A 16,811-nucleotide genomic window follows, 5' to 3' on the forward strand; every position below is an offset into this window, starting at 1 on the left:
TACGCCGCCTGCGCTGCGAAGCGCGCGAGCGGTTCCGCGATGCCCGACGACGTGCCGGTCGGGTGCGCCTCGAACATCACGCCGCCTCGCTTTCTGCGTCGCTGCACCGCGCATACCACGCATACCACGCATACCACGCATACCACGCATACCGCTCCTGCCGCTCCTACGCTTCTATCGTATCCACCGCCTGCGCTGCGGAGCGCGTGAGCGGCGGTCGCGCAGCGAACGTCCGCTCGACGCCGCTCCCGGTCGCGCCGCCGCCCGTTCGAAGCTCTAAGATTTCGGGCGTTCGGCGCGCGCGACGGCGATCGCCGCGTCGATCGTCGCCGGCACGTTCGGGTGCCCGCCCGCGGTGCCCGAGGTGAGCTGGAACTTGCCGTCGACGATGATCGTCGGCACCGACTGGATGTTGTACGCCTGCGCGATCTGCTTGGCGCGACCGACCTTGCCGGAGACGCCGAACGACTTGTAGATCTCCTCGACCTTCTTGCGGTCGAGCCCCTTCTTCGCCGCCCAGTCGAAGAACTTGTCCTCCTTCGCCAGGTTGTCGCGCGCGGGGCCATGGATCGCGAGGAACACCTCGGGCGTGAGCTTCGCGTCCTCGCCCAGCGCCTCGAGCGTGTAGTACACCTTGGCGAGGTTCTCCCAGGGCGCGAAGAACGCGACCGGCACGCGGCGGAACTGCACGTCGGGCGGCAGCTTCTTCATCCACGCCTGCATGTGCGGCTCGAGGTCCGCGCAATGCGGGCAGCCGTAGGAGAAGAACTCGATCACCTCGATCTTCTTGCCGGTTTCGACCGGATGCGCCACCTTGAAGCGCAGGAATTCCTTGCCTTCGGCCTGGGCCGACGCGTGGCCCGCGAACGCGAACGCGGCCGCGAACGCGATGGCCAGGCGGGCGGCGGCGCGAAGGCCGGGAAACATCGATGCTGCGGTCGTCATGGACTTCCCTTTCCGGATTCGGCCCGGAGGCGACGCGATGGCTCGCGTCACTCCCGGATCACCGCGACGTCGAAACCGCGACGCGCGAGTTCATTCTTGACCCGGGCGAGTTCGTCCGGGTTGTCGTAGGGCCCGAGGCGCACGCGGTAGCGCACCGACTTGTCCTGGAGCGTTCCCGTCTGCACCCGAGCCTCCCAGCCGGAGAGCGCGAGGCGTGCCTTCAGGTTCTCGGCATCGGGTTCCTGCGTGAACGAACCCGCCTGCAGCCAGAGGCGATCGCCGGGTTTGGCGCTCTTCGGCGCAGAAGGTTCCGTGGCCGCGCTCCGTTCGGCCGGACGCTCTGCCTTCCCAGGCTCCGTGGGCTTTCCCGGTTCCGCCGCTTTCGTGGGCTCCGTCGATTTCGCGACGGATGCCGGCGGCCGCTCCGGCGCCTTCGGGGCGCCGAGCTTCGCCTCCTCCCCACCGGGAAGGATGCGGTAGAAGTCGAACCGGCCCTTGTCCTCGCCGCCCGCCTTCGCGCCTTTCGCGTCGCGCGGCGCGGAGGGCGCGTCCGCAGCCCCCTTGGTCGGCGCGACGGCCCGCCCGCCCATCAGCGTCCACGCGATGCCCGCGGCGAGCGCGATGCCGAGCGCGAGCCCGATGAAGATGCCGAGCAGCGTTCCGCCCGCGCCGCTGCGCCTCGCGGAGCGCGCCTTCGGCCTCGCCGCGGCGCCCTTCCCGGCCGTGCGGGCGCCGCCGGGCGGGTACTTCGCCGCGCGGCTCACATCTGCTCCGGCGCGCCGATGCCGAGCAGCGCGAGCGCGTTGCGGAGCACCTCGCCGGTCGCGACCGCCTGCGCGAGGCGCGCGTCGCGCACCTTCGCATCGTCGACGAGGAAGCGCTCGGCGTTGTACCAGCCGTGGAACGCGCCCGCGAGGTCCTTCAGGTACGCGGCGAGCCGGTGCGGCGCGAACTCGCACGACGCCTCGCGGACCTCGCCCGGATAGTCGGCGAGCAGGTTCTGCAGCGCGCGCTCGTGGCTGCCGTCGAGCGGCGAGAGGTCGGTCGCGGCCGCGCGCGCGACCACCTCGTCGCGCCCGACGCCCGCCTGGCGCAGCACCGAGGCCACGCGCGCGTGCGCGTACTGCACGTAGTAGACCGGATTCTCCTCGGACTGCGACCGCGCGAGGTCGATGTCGAAGGTGAACTCGCTGTCGGCCTTGCGCGCGACGAGGAAGAAGCGCACGGCGTCGCGGCCGGTCTCGTCGATCAGGTCGCGCAGCGTGACGTAGCTGCCGGCGCGCTTGCTGATCTTCACCTCCTCGCCGCCGCGCATCACCGTCACCATCTTGTGCAGCACGTAGTCGGGATAACCCGCCGGGATGCCCGCGCCGAGCGCCTGCAGGCCGGCGCGCACCCGCGTGATCGTGCTGTGGTGGTCGGAGCCCTGGACGTTGACGACGCGCGCGAATCCGCGCTCCCATTTGGTCACGTGGTAGGCGACGTCGGGGACGAAATAGGTGTAGCCGCCGTCCGACTTCCGCATCACGCGGTCCTTGTCGTCGCCGAAATCGGTGGTGCGGAGCCAGGTCGCGCCCTCGCTCTCGTAGACGTGCCCCGAGGCCCTCAGCCGCGCGACCGTCGACTCGACGCGGCCGTCGGTGTAGAGCGAGCTCTCCAGATAGTAGTTGTCGAAGGCGACGCCGAACGCCTGCAGGTCGCGGTCCTGCTCCTTGCGGAGTTCCGCGACCGCGAAGCGGCGGATCGCCTCGACGTCCGACAGGTCGTGGCCGACCTCGTCCAGGTAGCGCTGCGCGAGCTCGCGGATGTACTCGCCGCGGTAGCCGTCCTCGGGGAACGCGCCCGACTCGCCGAGGATCTCCTTCGCGCGTGCGCGGACCGACACCGCGAGGTTCTCGATCTGCTGGCCCGCGTCGTTGTAGTAGAACTCGCGCGTGACGCTCGCGCCCTGGCTTTCGAGCAGCGCGGCGATCGCGTCGCCGAGCGCCGCCTGCCGGCCGTGGCCCACGTGCAGCGGACCGGTCGGATTGGCCGAGACGAACTCGACCATGATCCGCTCGCCGGCGAGGCGCCGCGACCTTCCGTAGTCGCCGCGCTCGCGCAGGATGCGCGACACGACCGACTGGCGCGCCTCGGGCGTGAGCCTGAGGTTCACGAACCCGGGACCCGCGACGTCGAGCGATTCGGCGAGCGCGCGCACCGCGGGATCGCCCGCCGCGCGGGCGCAGAACGCCTGCGCGATCTCGCGCGGCGGACGCTTCTGCGCCTTCGCGCCGGTGAGCGCGACGTTGGTCGCGAAGTCGCCGTGCGCGGCCTCGCGCGGACGCTCGAGCGTCACCTCGACGTCCGGGAGCGCCGTCATCGTGGCGCGCGCGTGCCCGGTGAGCAGGCGTTCGAGGTCGGATTTCGGGTCGGAAACGTGCGTCATCGGCGGTAGGCAGGGCGCGCCATTCTAGCGTGAGGCGGGCGTCCGCCGCCGCGGGCGATCACAGCGCCGCCGGATCGACGTCGAGCCCCCAGCGCACGCGGGGGTGCCGCAACGTCTCGAGCGCGGGCAGGAAGCCGTCCAGGAAGCGCGACAACGAGCCGCGGCGCGCCGACTGCACGACGAGCTGGCCGCGCTCGCAGCCCGCGCGGCGCGCGAGGAGTGCGGGTACCGGGCCGTGGATCTCGACGTCGGCGCCGATGCGACTCCGGGTCGTGGCGGCTTCGATCGCCGCGGCGGCGAGGAACGCATCGACGTCCGCTCGCGCCGGGGCCTCGGCGCCGAGGAGCACGAGGAACGCGTACGGCGGAAGGGCTGCGGCGCGGCGCTCGTCGAGGAGCGCGCGCGCGAAGGTCGCGTAGTCCTGCGAGGCGAGCGCGCGATGCACCGCGTGCTGCGGAAACGACGTCTGCACGATCACCTCTCCCGGCAGCGCCGACCGTCCGGCGCGTCCGGCGACCTGGAACAGGAGCGCGGCCAGGCGCTCGGTCGCCCGGAAGTCGGCGCTGTAGAGCGCGTGGTCGGCGCCGACCACGCCGACGAGCGTCAGGCGCGGGAAGTCGTGGCCCTTGGCGAGCATCTGGGTCCCGACGAGGATGTCGACCGCGTCCGCGGCGACGCGCTCGCGCACCGAATCGAACGCGCCGCGCGTGCGCGTGGTGTCGCGGTCGACACGCTCGATCCGCGCGGCGGGGAACGCCGAGGCGAGCGCGGCCTCGAGGCGCTGCGTGCCCAGGCCCCGCGGCGCGAGATCGACGTTGCCGCAGGACGGGCAGGCGCGCGGCATCGGCTCGTCGTGGCCGCAGTGGTGGCAGCGCAACCGCGGAGGCTTGCGGTGCACGACGAGCCGGGCGCTGCAGTTCGGGCACCCCGACTCCCATGGGCACGCGGTGCACTTGAGCGACGGCGCGAAGCCGCGGCGATTGACGAACACCAGCGACTGCTCGCCGCGCGACAGGCGATCCGCGATGCCGGCCACGAGCGGCCCGGCGAGGCCCTCGCGCGCGGACGGGTCGTCCGGCGGCACGAACCGGATCGACGGCGGCCGCGCGCGCGGATCGGCGCGCCGCGGCAGCGCGACGCGCGCATAGCGGCCGGCCTCGACCTGAGCGAGGCTTTCGAGCGACGGCGTCGCGCTCGCCAGCACGATCGGCACGAACCGCGAGCGCGCGCGGACGATCGCGAGATCGCGCGCGTGGTAGCGGACGCCGTCCTGCTGCTTGTACGACGCGTCGTGCTCCTCGTCGACGATCACGAGCGCGAGGCGCGGCAGCGGAGCGAAGACTGCGAGCCGCGTGCCGACCACGAGTCCGGCCTCCCCCGCCGCCGCGCTGCGCCAGTGGCCGAGCCGCTCGCCGTCGGTGAGCCCGCTGTGCAGCGTGGCGATGCGCACGCCGGGCAGCGCGGCGGCGAAGCGCGCGGTCAATTGCGGCGTCAGGTTGATCTCCGGCACGAGCAGCAGCACCTGTCCGCCCCGCGCGATCGCCAGCCCCGCGGCGGCGGCGCACACGTCGGTCTTGCCGCTGCCGGTCACGCCGTCGAGCAGCGTGACCGCGAACCGGCCGGCGGCCGCGTCGATCACCGCCACGGCATTGCGCTGATCCGCGTTGAGTTCGCGTGGTCCGGACGTTCCCGCGCGCACCGGCTCCGCGACCCAGCCCGCGCGCCTCCAGGCCGCAAGTCGACGGCGTTCGGACTCCGGCAGCGCCGCGATCGCGTCGCGATCGAGCCCTTCGGCCCGGGCTGCGTCGAGGCGGGCGACGAGTGCGGCGACGGCGGGCGCCTGCGCGATGCGCGCGGCGAGCGCTGCGCGCCCCTGTTCGGTCAGCACGAGGGCGAGCGGAGGCGCCGGAGACCGCCGCGGCGCACCCCGGCCGACCGGCGGCACGGCGACCGCGAGGGCGAGCCCCAGGGGCTCACGGTAGTACGCCGATACGAACTCGGCGAGCGCGACGACGTCCTCCGGCAGCGGCGGCAACGCCACGACGTCTTCGATCGGCTGGATGCGCTCGCGCTCGATGCCGGCGGACGCCTGCACGCCGACGACGACGCCCACGCAGCGTCGACGAGAGAACTTCACGCGAACGAGGGAGCCGCGCACGAGACCGACGCCGTCGGGCGCCCAGTAGTCGAACGTGCTGCCGGTCGCCGCGGGGACCGCGATGCGGGCGATCGTCATCGACGCGCGATCCCGCCCGACTCACGCGCGATTGTAGTGTTCGAATTCCTCATGCCCAGACAGAGCAAAGCGAGACAAGTTCTTCATTTTTCAGCAGTTGGACTTTCGTTCCCGGCGAATGTGGATAACTGTGTGCACAAATGATGCGCCCATCGTGCGCCGCGCACGAGCGTACGCTCAGCCCTCCTCGGCCCCCCGTGGAATCCATCAGAATTTCTTCTGACCAATCAGGCGCTTGCAAGACCTTCGCCCGGGGCCTCCCGGACAGGCGACTCGGGCCGTCGCCGGGCAGGGGATTTGTGCATAACTGTGCCCCGCACACCGGAAATCGAACCTTGTCAAGCCCCGGATGCGCCCTTTCGTTCCCCCCGGGCATCGGCGGACACGCGGTGGACCGTCTCGACCAGGACGCCGACGTGTTCCGGTGGCGTGGAAGGCACGATCCCGTGGCCCAGGTTGAACACGAATCCCGGCGCCGGGCCCGCGGCAGCGACCACGGCTTCCGCTTCGCGCGCCACGGTGTCGGGATCGGTCGTGAGCACGAGCGGGTCGAGGTTGCCCTGCAGCGCGACGCGTTCACCGACCCGCGCGCGCGCGGCGGCGAGGTCCGCGGTCCAGTCGAGGCCGACTGCGTCGGCGCCGATCGACGCCAGCCGCTCGAGCCACGCGTCACCGCCCTTGGTGAACACGACGATCGGCACCGATCGCGCGGCGGGATCGCGCTTGAGCGCTTCGATCACGCTTCGCATCGTCGCGAGCGAGAACCGCTCGAACGCCGCGGTCGACAGCATGCCGCCCCAGGTGTCGAAGATCATCAGCGCGTCGGCCCCCGCGACCGCCTGCTCGCGCAGGTAGGCGGCGACGGCGCGCGCGTTCACCTCGACGATGCGCGCGAGCAGGTCGGGGCGGGCCGCGGCCATCCTGCGGACGGTCGCGAAGTCGTCGCTGCCGCGCCCCTCGATCATGTAGCACGCGAGCGTGAACGGGCTCCCGGAGAACCCGATCAGCGGCACGCGTCCGGCGAGCGCGCGCCTGATCGACGCGACCGCGTCGAACACGTAGCGCAGCTTCGCCATGTCGGGCGCCTCGAGCGCGGACGCCGACGCATCGTCGCGCACGGTGCGCGCGAAGCGCGGACCCTCGCCCTCGGCGAACGAGAGGCCGAGACCCATCGCGTCGGGCACGGTGAGGATGTCCGAGAACAGGATCGCGGCGTCGAGCGGAAAGCGCGCGAGCGGCTGCAGCGTGACCTCGGTCGCGAGGTCGGGCGACTGCGCGAGCGCCATGAAGCTGCCGGCGCGGGCGCGCGTGGCGTTGTACTCGGGCAGGTAGCGCCCGGCCTGCCGCATCAGCCAGACCGGCGTGCGCGGCACCGGCTCGCGACGAAGCGCGCGCAGGAACGTGTCGTTGCGCAAGCGGGAGGGAGGTTCGACGTCGGACGTTCGACTCATGCACGGCGATCCGCGCCCGCGCCCCGCGTCAGCGGGGAGCGGGTCCGGAAGTCAGGCGACGTCGAACGCTCGACGACGAACGTCGAACCCGGGTCATCGCGGCAGCGACGAAGCGCCCATCAGGAACGCATCGACCGATCGCGCGCACTGCCGGCCTTCGCGAATCGCCCAGACGACGAGCGACTGGCCGCGGCGCATGTCGCCGGCGGCGAACACCTTGTCGGCGCTGGTGCGGTAGAGGTCGGTATCCGCGGCCACGTTGCTCCGCGCGTCGCGCGCGACGCCGAAGCGTTCGAGCATCGGGGCCGATCCCGGTCCGGTGAAGCCCATCGCGAGCAGCACCAGGTCGGCCTTCATCTCGAACTCGCTGCCGGTCACCTCGGTCATCTTCATCTGGCCGTCGGCCGCGCGCGACCACTCGAGCCGCGCCGCGACGAGCCTCTCCACCCTGCCGTCGCGGCCTTCGAACCGCTTCGTCGCGACCGACCAGTCGCGCTGGCAGCCTTCCTCGTGCGAGGACGAGGTGCGAAGCTTCAGCGGCCAGTACGGCCACACGAGCGGCTTGTCCTCGTGCTCCGGCGGCCGCGGCAGCAGTTCGAACTGGGTGACCGACGCCGCGCCCTGGCGGTTCGACGTGCCGACGCAGTCCGAACCGGTGTCGCCGCCGCCGATCACGACGACGTGCTTTCCGGTCGCGAGGATCTGATCGGCGACGCGGTCGCCGGCGACGACCCGGTTCTGCTGCGGCAGGAATTCCATCGCGTAGTGGACGCCCGCGAGTTCGCGGCCGGGCACCGGCAGGTCGCGCGGCTTCTCGGCGCCGCCCGCGAGCACCACCGCGTCGAACTCGTCGATCAGCGCGCGCGGATCGGCGTCGCGGCCGATCTCGACGCCGGGGCGGAAGACCACGCCCTCGGCCGACATCTGCGCCATCCGCCGGTCGATCGCCGCCTTCTCGAGCTTGAAGTCGGGGATGCCGTAGCGGAGCAGCCCGCCGATCCGGTCGTTCTTCTCGAAGACGACGACATCGTGACCCGCGCGCGCGAGTTGCTGCGCGCAGGCGAGGCCCGCCGGTCCCGAACCCACGACCGCGACGCGCCGGCCGGTCCGTACCGCGGCCGGGCGCGGCTCGACCCAGCCTTCCTCCCAGCCCTTGTCGATGATGAAGTGCTCGATCGACTTGATGCCGACCGGCTGGGCGTTGATGTTGAGCGTGCACGCCGCCTCGCAGGGCGCCGGGCACACGCGGCCGGTGAACTCGGGAAAGTTGTTGGTCGAGTGCAACGATTCGAGCGCGGCCCGCCACGAGCGCCGGTACACGAGATCGTTCCAGTCGGGGATGACGTTGTTGACCGGGCAGCCCGAATGGCAGAACGGGATGCCGCAGTCCATGCAGCGCGCGCCCTGCTTCGACGCCGCGTCGTCGGTGAGCGCCAGCACGAACTCGCGGTAGTGCCGCACCCGCTCGCGCGTGGGCTCGGCCACCTCGGCGATGCGCTCGTATTCCAGGAATCCGGTGATCTTGCCCATGCGTGTGCGTGTTGCGAAGGGTCTATGCCACCGCGCGCGCCTTCGGCGCCGCCGGCTTCTCGGCCGCCTTCGCGGCCATCTCGGTGAGCGCACGGCGGTACTCGTGCGGGAAGACCTTGACGAAGCGGCCGCGCGCAGCCTCCCATCCGTCGAGCATCGCGAGCGCCACGGCCGAGCCGGTGAAGCGCAGGTGCTTCTCGACGAGTTCGCGCAGGATCGCGTCGTCGGAGCGTCCGGCGTGCCGGACGACCGCCTTGCCCGCCGCGGCGAGATCGCGCTCCACGCGCGCCTGCTCAGCCTCCGACAACACCGGTTCGAGCGCGACCATCGACAGGTTGCAGCGGTCGCCGAACGTGCCGTCGGGGTCGTGGACGTAGGCGATCCCGCCGCTCATCCCGGCCGCGAAGTTCCGTCCGGTGCGGCCGAGCACGACCACGGTGCCGCCGGTCATGTATTCGCAGCCGTGGTCGCCGGTGCCCTCGACGACCGCGGAGGCACCGGAATTCCGGACGCAGAAGCGTTCGCCCGCGACACCGCGGAAGTACGCCTCGCCTTCGATCGCGCCGTACATCACCGTGTTGCCGACGACGATGTTCTCCTCCGCCTTCGCCGGGCACGCCGGATCGGGGTAGACGACGATGCGCCCGCCCGACAGGCCCTTGCCGACGTAGTCGTTGGTCGCGCCCTTCAGTTCGAACGCGACGCCGCGCGCGAGGAACGCCCCGAAGCTCTGTCCGGCGATGCCTTCGAACGCCACGTGGATCGTGTCTTCGGGCAGCCCGTCGTGGCCGTGGCGGCGCGCGACTTCGCCCGACAGCATCGCGCCGACCGAGCGGTTCGCGTTGCGGATCCGGTGCGCGAGGCGCACCGGCTGGCGCGCTTCGAGCGCGGGCTTCGCGGCCTCGATGAGCTTGTGGTCGAGCGCGCGCTCGAGCCCGTGCTCCTGCGACTCGCACTGGCGGCGGGCGACCGCGGCGGGCATCGGCGGCTGATGGAACACGCGCGAGAAATCGAGCCCTTTCGCTTTCCAGTGCTCGATGCCCTTCCTCAGGTCGATGAGGTCGCTCTTGCCGATCATCTCGTCGAAGCTGCGAAAGCCGAGCTGCGCCATCAGTTCGCGCACTTCCTCGGCGACGAAGAAGAAATAGTTGACGACGTGCTCCGGCTGGCCGGCGAACCGGCGACGGAGCACCGGATCCTGCGTGGCCACGCCCACCGGACAGGTGTTGAGGTGGCACTTGCGCATCATGATGCAGCCCGACGCGACGAGCGGCGCGGTGGCGAAGCCGAACTCGTCGGCGCCGAGCAGCGCGCCGATCACCACGTCGCGGCCGGTCTTCATCTGGCCGTCGACCTGCACGACGATGCGCCCGCGCAGGCGGTTCAGCACCAGCGTCTGCTGGGTCTCCGCGAGCCCCAGCTCCCACGGCGTCCCGGCGTGCTTGATCGACGACACCGGCGAGGCGCCGGTGCCGCCGTCGTGGCCGGCGATCGTCACGTGGTCGGACTTCGCCTTCGCCACGCCCGCGGCGACCGTGCCGACGCCGACCTCGGAGACGAGCTTCACCGAGATCGACGCGCGCGGGTTCGCGTTCTTGAGGTCGTGGATCAGCTGCGCCAGGTCCTCGATCGAGTAGATGTCGTGGTGCGGCGGCGGCGAGATCAGTCCGACGCCGGGCACCGAGTAGCGAAGCATCGCGATGTACTCGGAGACCTTGTGCCCGGGGAGCTGGCCGCCCTCGCCGGGCTTCGCGCCCTGCGCCATCTTGATCTGGATCTGGTCGGCGGACGCGAGGTACTCGGCGGTGACGCCGAAGCGCCCGGACGCCACCTGCTTGATCTTCGAGCGCAGGCTGTCGCCGGCCGCGAGCGCGATGTCGCGCTCGATCCGGTCGCGACCGATCAGCTTGCCGACGGTGTCGCCGTCCTCGACGACGCTGCGTCCCGCGCGCAGTTCGGCGCGGTAGCGCATCGCATCCTCGCCGCCTTCGCCGGTGTTCGACTTGCCGCCGATGCGGTTCATCGCGACGGCGAGCGTCGTGTGCGCCTCGGTCGAGATCGACCCGAGGCTCATCGCGCCGGTGGCGAAGCGCCGGACGATCTCCTTCGCCGGCTCGACCTCGTCGAGCGGCACCGCGGGACGCGCGCCGGTCTTGAGCTCGAACAGCCCGCGCAGCGTCTTGAACGCGCGGCCCTGGTCGTTGATGAGCGCGGCGTACTCCTTGTAGGTCGCGTAGCTGCCGCCGCGCACCGAATGCTGGAGCTTCGCGATCGAATCCGGCGTCCACATGTGCTCTTCGCCGCGCAGGCGATACTGGTACTCGCCCCCGGCGTCGAGCGCGTCCGCGAGCAGCGGATCGTCGCCGAACGCGCCCGCGTGCGTTCGCGCGGCCTCCTCGGCGACCTCGAAGAGCCCGATGCCCTCGACGTTGCTCGCGGTGCCGGTGAAGTACTTGTCGACGAACGCGCGCCGCAGTCCCACCGCCTCGAAGATCTGCGCGCCGCAGTAGCTCTGGTAGGTCGAGATGCCCATCTTGGACATCACCTTGGTGAGCCCCTTGCAGATCGCCTTGATGAACTTCTTCTGCGCCGCCTTGCCGTCCGGCTCCCCGACCGCATCCGGCTGCGCGGCGAGCGTCTCGAGCGCGAGGTAGGGATGGATCGCCTCCGCGCCGTAGCCCGCGAGCAGAGCGAAGTGGTGCACCTCGCGCGCCGAGCCGGTTTCGACGACGAGTCCCGCGGACGTGCGCAACCCCATCTTCACCAGGTGCTCGTGCACCGCCGCGGTCGCGAGCAGCGCGGGAATCGGCAGGCGGTCCGGACCGACCGTGCGGTCGGACAGGATCAGGATGTTGCGGCCCTTGCGGATCGCGTCGACTGCGTGCGCGGCGAGGCTCGCGAGCGCGGCCTCCATGCCGTTCGCGCCCCAGTCGGACGGATAGGTGATGTCGAGCTCGTCGGCGTGGAACGCGCCGCCGGAGAAGAGCTCGATGTGGCGGAGCTTCTCCATGTTCTCGGCGGTGAGGATCGGCTGCTCGACCTCGAGGCGCATCGGCGGCTCGGTGACGCCCGGCTCGTAGTCGACCGCGAGCAGGTTCGGCCGCGGACCGATGAACGACACGAGGCTCGTCACCAGTTCCTCGCGGATCGGATCGATCGGCGGGTTGGTGACCTGCGCGAAGAGCTGCTTGAAGTACTGGTAGAAGACCTTGGATCGGTCGGAGAGCACCGGCAACGCCGCGTCGTTGCCCATCGAACCGATCGCCTCCTCGCCGGCCTGCGCCATCGGAGCGAGGATCACCTTGAGGTCCTCGAGCGTCCAGCCGAACGCCTGCTGGCGGTCGAGGAGCGGCACTTCCGATTCGATCGCGGGCGCGGGCTCGGGCATCGCCTCGAGCGACAGGCGGCAGCGCTCGATCCATTCGCGGTACGGCTTCACCGTGGCGAGCGAGCGCTTCAGCTCGTCGTCGTCGACGATGCGCCCCTGCTCCAGGTCGACGAGCAGCATCCGGCCCGGCTGCAGCCGCCACTTCTTGACGATCTTCTTCTCCGGAATGTCGAGCACGCCGACCTCGGAGGCCATCACGATGTAGTCGTCGTCGGTGACCACGAAGCGAGCCGGCCGCAGTCCGTTGCGGTCGAGCGTCGCGCCGATCTGACGCCCGTTGGTGAACGCCATCGCGGCGGGGCCGTCCCACGGTTCCATCAACGCGGCGTGGTACTCGTAGAACGCGCGCCGGTCCTCGTCCATCAGCGGATTCCCGGCCCAGGCCTCGGGAATCATCATCATCATCGCCTGCGCGACCGGATAGCCGCCCATCACGAGGAGTTCCAGCGCGTTGTCGAACGACGCCGAGTCCGACTGTCCCTCGTAGATCAGCGGGAACAGCTTCGGGAGGTCGTCGCGCAGCACCTTCGACGCGATCGCGCCCTCGCGCGCGCGGATCCAGTTGAAGTTGCCGCGCAGCGTGTTGATCTCGCCGTTGTGGCAGACGAAGCGGAACGGGTGCGCGAGGTCCCAGGTCGGGAACGTGTTGGTCGAGAACCGCTGGTGAACCATCGCGAGCGCCGAGACCATCGTCTCGTCGGCGAGGTCCGCGTAGAAGCTCCCGACCTGGTGGGCGAGCAGCATCCCCTTGTAGACGAGCGTGCGGGTCGAGAACGACGGCACGTAGAACTCCCGGCCGTGCTTCAGCGCGAGCGCCTGGATCGCGTGGCCGGCGCGCTTGCGAATCACGTAGAGCTTGCGCTCGAGCGCGTCGGCGTCCATGTCGCGCGAGCCGCGACCGACGAACACCTGCCGGATCACCGGCTCGACTTCCTTCGTGCGCTCCGAGAGTCCTTCGTTGTCGGTCGGGACGTCGCGCCAGCCGAGCAGCGCCTGTCCTTCGGCCGCGATCGCGCGCTCGATCTCCTGCTCGCAGGCCATGCGCGAGGCCGGTTCGCGCGGCAGGAACACCATGCCGACGCCGTAATGGCCGACCGCGGGCAGCGTGATGCCGAGCTTGCCGCACGCGCGGCGCAGGAACGTGTCGGGAAGCTGGATCAGGATGCCCGCGCCGTCGCCCTGCAACGGATCGGCGCCGGTCGCGCCCCGATGCGAGAGGTTCTCGAGGATCTTGAGGCCTTGCCTGATGATCGCGTGGCTCTTGCGTCCCTTGATGTGCGCGATGAAGCCGAGCCCGCAGGCGTCGTGCTCGCGCACGGGGTCGTAGAGCCCCTGGGCGACCGGCGGCCAGGCGCCGGGCGCGGTCGAATGTTCCTGGCCGGATGCTTGGTCCACCTTCGAGGTCCCCGTCGAGGTCCCACCACCGGCGCTCCACGGCCTCGAGCCGCGGTCCGGCGGGTCGTTTCGACCGACCGGCACGGGCGCGAAGCTTGCTCGTGCGAACGGGTGGCGAAACCTTGGAATCCTACCCGGCTTGCTGCGTTGCGACAAGAAATGCCGGTCGTCCCCTGCCGATCTGCGCGCAACAGCGCCCGCCTGACGGCGGCCTGCGACCGCCTGAAAACCTTGCAGTGGCCCGCGACTTGGGCTCTAATCTGAACAGTTTGGGCTATCTCGTTGTTGCAGCGTCCAAATCGGCCTTTTGGCGCCATCGCCTCCGGCCCCGCCCTCAAGACAACGTCATCAGGAATCGCGCCATGTCCCAAACCCGCCTCACCGGATGGTTGCGCCCGGTCGCCGCCCTCATCGTCCTGGCCGGCACGCTCGCCCTCTCCGCCTGCGGCGGCGGCAGCGGCAGCGTCAACAATCCGAGCACGCCGACCCAGCCCGACCCGGTCCCGACGCTCCAGACCTTGCCAGCCGGCATCATCACCGCCTATTCGGGCATCCCGACGACGCTCCAGATCCTCGGCGGCCTGCCACCCTACACCGCGGTCACCAACGATTCGGCCGTCCTTCCGGTGCCGTTCAACGTCGCCGGCAGCACCCTCGTCCTGGTCGCCAATCCGGTCGCGGTCGGCACCGATGTTCCGGTCCAGGTCACGGTGGCCGACCAATCCGGCCAGAAGGTGATCGCCAACGTCATCGTCCGCTTCGCCCCGCTGTTCCAGAACGGTCTCACGATCACGCCGTCGAACTCGACCTGCGGCTCGAACGTCTGCGACGGGGACACCGCGGCCGTGACGGTCGTCGCCACCGGCATCGGCGGAGCGCCGCTCCCGGGGCGCCAGATCCGGTTCGACGCGGTCTTCGGCCCGTTCGCCATCATGACGAGCAATCCGGGCACGCCGCTCGCGCCGACGCTCACCGTCGTCACCGACGGCACCGGCACCGCCACGGTCCAGATCCTCGCGACCGCCAACGCGCCTACGCAGGCCGCGCAGATCCGCGCGACCGACGTCGCGACCGGGCAGACGCAGAACGGCAACTTCGTGGTCGAGCGGACGACGAACGGGGACAACCTGTCGGTGATCCCGCCGTCCGCGACGATCCAGACGCTCTACAACAACTCGTGCTCGACCGGCTTCCTGATCGACTACTACATCTTCGGCGGCGTGCCGCCGTACACGATCACCGCTTCGTTCCCGACCGGCGTCACGTTCGCGCCGAACGTCGTGGCGGCGAGCGGCGGCTTCTTCCGTGCCGCCACCAACGGAACCTGCGTCAATCCGCTCACGTTCGCGATCGTCGACTCCGCGGGCAAGACGACCACGGCGACCCTCAACAACGTCCCGGGGACCGAGGATCCGCCATCCGGTGGCGGCGGTGGCGGTGGCGGCGGAGGCGGAGGCGCGCCGGTGCTCGCGGTCACGCCGAACAGCGCCGGCCCGGCCGCCTGTCTCGGCCAGACCTTCGGACCGTTCGTGATCACCGGCGGCACGCCCCCGTACAACATCGCGACGTTGACGTCGCTGGCGGGCGACGCGCCTTCCTTTGCTCCGTCGCCGCTCATCACCAGCGAAGGCGGATCGGTCTCGATCAGCGGCCTCAGCGCCACCGCGGGCGACCGGGTCTTCAGGATCAACGACGGGGGATTCCCGGCGCAATCCCGGCTGGTGACGATCTCCTGCAACTAGGCGACGGCCGCAACGGCGACGACGGCGATCCCCGGATCGCCGTCGTCGTTTCAGCGCGAAGGAAACGTCAGCCGACGACGGCGGCGATGTCGCGCTCGGCGACGTCCGCGCGGACGACCGCCCGGCCCAACGCTTCGAGCACGACGAAGCGCATGCGTCCGTGCTCGACTTTCTTGTCGCGACCCATGAGGTCGAGCCAGCGTTCGAGTCCGAGCTTCGGCGCGGCGGTGGGCAAGCCCGCGGCCGCGACCAGTGCCTCGACGCGCCCGCGTTCGCCCGCGGGAAGGCCGCTCACGCGCTCCGACAGCCGCGACGCGAGCACCATCCCGGCACCGACCGCCTCGCCGTGGAGCCAGGTTCCGTAGCCGGTCGCCGTCTCGATCGCGTGTCCGAAGGTGTGTCCGAAATTGAGGAGCGCGCGCTCGCCGGTCTCGCGCTCGTCCGCGGCGACGATCTCCGCCTTGATGCGGCAACTCTCGAAGATCGCGTGGACGAGCGCGTCGTCGTCGCGTGCGTTGAGCGCGGGCATCGCGCGCTCGAGCCAGGCGAAGAAGTCGGCGTCGCGGATCGCGCCGTACTTGACGACCTCCGCCAGGCCCGCGACGACCTCGCGCGGCGGCAGCGTCGCGAGGCACGCCGTGTCGATCGCCACCGCCATCGGCTGGTGGAACGCGCCGATCATGTTCTTGCCGAGCCGGTGGTTGACCGCCGTCTTGCCGCCGACCGACGAGTCGACCTGCGCGAGCAGTGTCGTCGGCACCTGGACGAACGGAACGCCGCGCTGGTAGACCGCGGCGGCGAAGCCCGCGAGGTCGCCGATCACGCCGCCGCCCAGCGCCACGAGCGGCGTCGTCCGGTCGGCCCGAAGTTCGAGGAGTCGCGTCAGGAGGTCGTTGAGCGTTTCCCAGTTCTTGTGCGCCTCGCCGTCGGGAATCAGCACGACGTCCGACGCGACGCCGGCCCGTTCGAGGCCGGCGCGGAGCGTGGCCAGGTGAAGCGCGGCCACCGTGGCGTTGGACACGACGACCGCTCGGGTCGATCGCGCCGCGATCGACTGCCCCACCTCCGAAAGCGCGCCGCGCCCGATCCGGATCGGGTAGCTCCGCTCGCCGAGCGCGACCACGAGTTCCTTCACCTTGCGTCCTCCGCCGCCGGCTGCCCGGCGGCCTCCCATCCGCGAACGAACCGCATCACGACCTCGCGGTCGGACGCCACGACGTGGTCGGCGATCGAACGGTACAGCGGATCGCGCTGCGCGTAGAGTTCGGCGATGCGCGCGGCGGGATCGGCGGCCCGCAGCATCGGCCGGTGGCGGCTGTGCCGCACGCGCTCGTAGAGCGTCGCGGGATCGGCGTGCAGGTACACGACCGTGCCCCCTTCCTTCAGCCGCCGCCGGCTCGCCTCGCGCAGCACCGCGCCGCCTCCGGTGCCGAGCACGATGTTCTCGAGCCCGGCGAGTTCGGCGATCAGCGCCTCCTCGCGGTCGCGGAACGAAGCTTCGCCTTCGATCTCGAAGATCGTGGGAATGTTGACGCCGAGACGCTCCTCGAGTTCGTGATCGGCGTCGACGAACCGCTTGGCGAGGCGCCGCGCGAGCTGGCGGCCGAGCGTCGTCTTGCCGGCGCCCATCAGCCCGACGAGGAAGAGATTGCCGCGGTGGAGCAGCATGACGGCATTGTAGCGGGAGCAGCGATGC

The 16,811-nt window shown here is 70.9% G+C and carries 10 protein-coding genes; 1 reads left to right on the forward strand and 9 read right to left on the reverse strand.

Annotation, left to right across the window (positions count from 1 at the left end; translation table 11 throughout):
- Positions 1–276: 276 nt before the first annotated feature.
- From HS109_16220 to HS109_16250, 7 genes are all read right to left on the reverse strand, one after another.
- A complete protein-coding gene (locus HS109_16220; GenBank protein MBE7523912.1) occupies positions 277–945 on the reverse strand; it encodes a thiol:disulfide interchange protein DsbA/DsbL in 669 nt (222 codons plus the stop codon).
- A gap of 47 nt (positions 946–992) precedes the next feature.
- Complete coding sequence (locus HS109_16225) at positions 993–1,709, reverse strand: SPOR domain-containing protein (GenBank protein ID MBE7523913.1); 717 nt, start codon at positions 1,707–1,709, stop codon at positions 993–995.
- On the reverse strand, positions 1,706–3,373 hold the full coding sequence (locus HS109_16230) for an arginine--tRNA ligase (protein ID MBE7523914.1): 1,668 nt from the start codon (positions 3,371–3,373) through the stop codon (positions 1,706–1,708). The genes HS109_16225 and HS109_16230 overlap by 4 nt, the downstream gene beginning before the upstream one ends.
- Before the next feature lie 58 nt (positions 3,374–3,431).
- Positions 3,432–5,609: a primosomal protein N' gene (locus HS109_16235; GenBank protein MBE7523915.1), complete on the reverse strand. Its 2,178-nt coding sequence runs from the start codon at positions 5,607–5,609 to the stop codon at positions 3,432–3,434.
- 338 nt (positions 5,610–5,947) lie between these two features.
- Positions 5,948–7,060, reverse strand: coding sequence for a uroporphyrinogen decarboxylase (locus tag HS109_16240; protein MBE7523916.1), 1,113 nt, complete (start codon positions 7,058–7,060; stop codon positions 5,948–5,950).
- Between the two features lie 93 nt (positions 7,061–7,153).
- Complete coding sequence (locus tag HS109_16245; protein MBE7523917.1) at positions 7,154–8,590, reverse strand: glutamate synthase subunit beta; 1,437 nt, start codon at positions 8,588–8,590, stop codon at positions 7,154–7,156.
- Positions 8,591–8,612: 22 nt separating this feature from the next.
- The gene (locus HS109_16250) at positions 8,613–13,373 is read right to left on the reverse strand and encodes a glutamate synthase subunit alpha (protein MBE7523918.1); all 4,761 of its coding nucleotides are present in this window, start codon (positions 13,371–13,373) and stop codon (positions 8,613–8,615) included.
- Between the two features lie 95 nt (positions 13,374–13,468).
- Between HS109_16250 and HS109_16255 the strand changes: the two genes are divergently transcribed.
- The gene (locus HS109_16255; GenBank protein ID MBE7523919.1) at positions 13,469–15,115 is read left to right on the forward strand and encodes a hypothetical protein; all 1,647 of its coding nucleotides are present in this window, start codon (positions 13,469–13,471) and stop codon (positions 15,113–15,115) included.
- A gap of 67 nt (positions 15,116–15,182) precedes the next feature.
- Here the strand turns inward: HS109_16255 and aroB are convergent, their stop codons facing one another.
- Positions 15,183–16,250, reverse strand: a complete 1,068-nt coding sequence (aroB, locus tag HS109_16260) for a 3-dehydroquinate synthase (protein MBE7523920.1) — start codon at positions 16,248–16,250, stop codon at positions 15,183–15,185.
- Positions 16,247–16,780 carry a shikimate kinase gene (locus HS109_16265; protein ID MBE7523921.1) on the reverse strand — a complete coding sequence of 178 codons (534 nt, stop codon included), beginning with the start codon at positions 16,778–16,780 and terminating at the stop codon, positions 16,247–16,249. Before HS109_16265 ends, aroB begins: the two co-directional genes overlap by 4 nt.
- Positions 16,781–16,811: the final 31 nt, after the last annotated feature.

The sequence above is a fragment of the Burkholderiales bacterium genome (assembly GCA_015075645.1).
Lineage (GTDB): Bacteria > Pseudomonadota > Gammaproteobacteria > Burkholderiales > Casimicrobiaceae > VBCG01.

Excerpts from the sequence above, each read along its gene's own strand:
- HS109_16220 (MBE7523912.1), bottom strand. The coding sequence starts at position 945 with ATGACGACCGCAGCATCGATGTTTCCCGGCCTTCGCGCCGCCGCCCGC.
- HS109_16230 (MBE7523914.1), bottom strand. The coding sequence starts at position 3,373 with ATGACGCACGTTTCCGACCCGAAATCCGACCTCGAACGCCTGCTCACC.
- HS109_16235 (MBE7523915.1), bottom strand. The coding sequence starts at position 5,609 with ATGACGATCGCCCGCATCGCGGTCCCCGCGGCGACCGGCAGCACGTTC.
- HS109_16240 (MBE7523916.1), bottom strand. The coding sequence starts at position 7,060 with ATGAGTCGAACGTCCGACGTCGAACCTCCCTCCCGCTTGCGCAACGAC.
- HS109_16245 (MBE7523917.1), bottom strand. The coding sequence starts at position 8,590 with ATGGGCAAGATCACCGGATTCCTGGAATACGAGCGCATCGCCGAGGTG.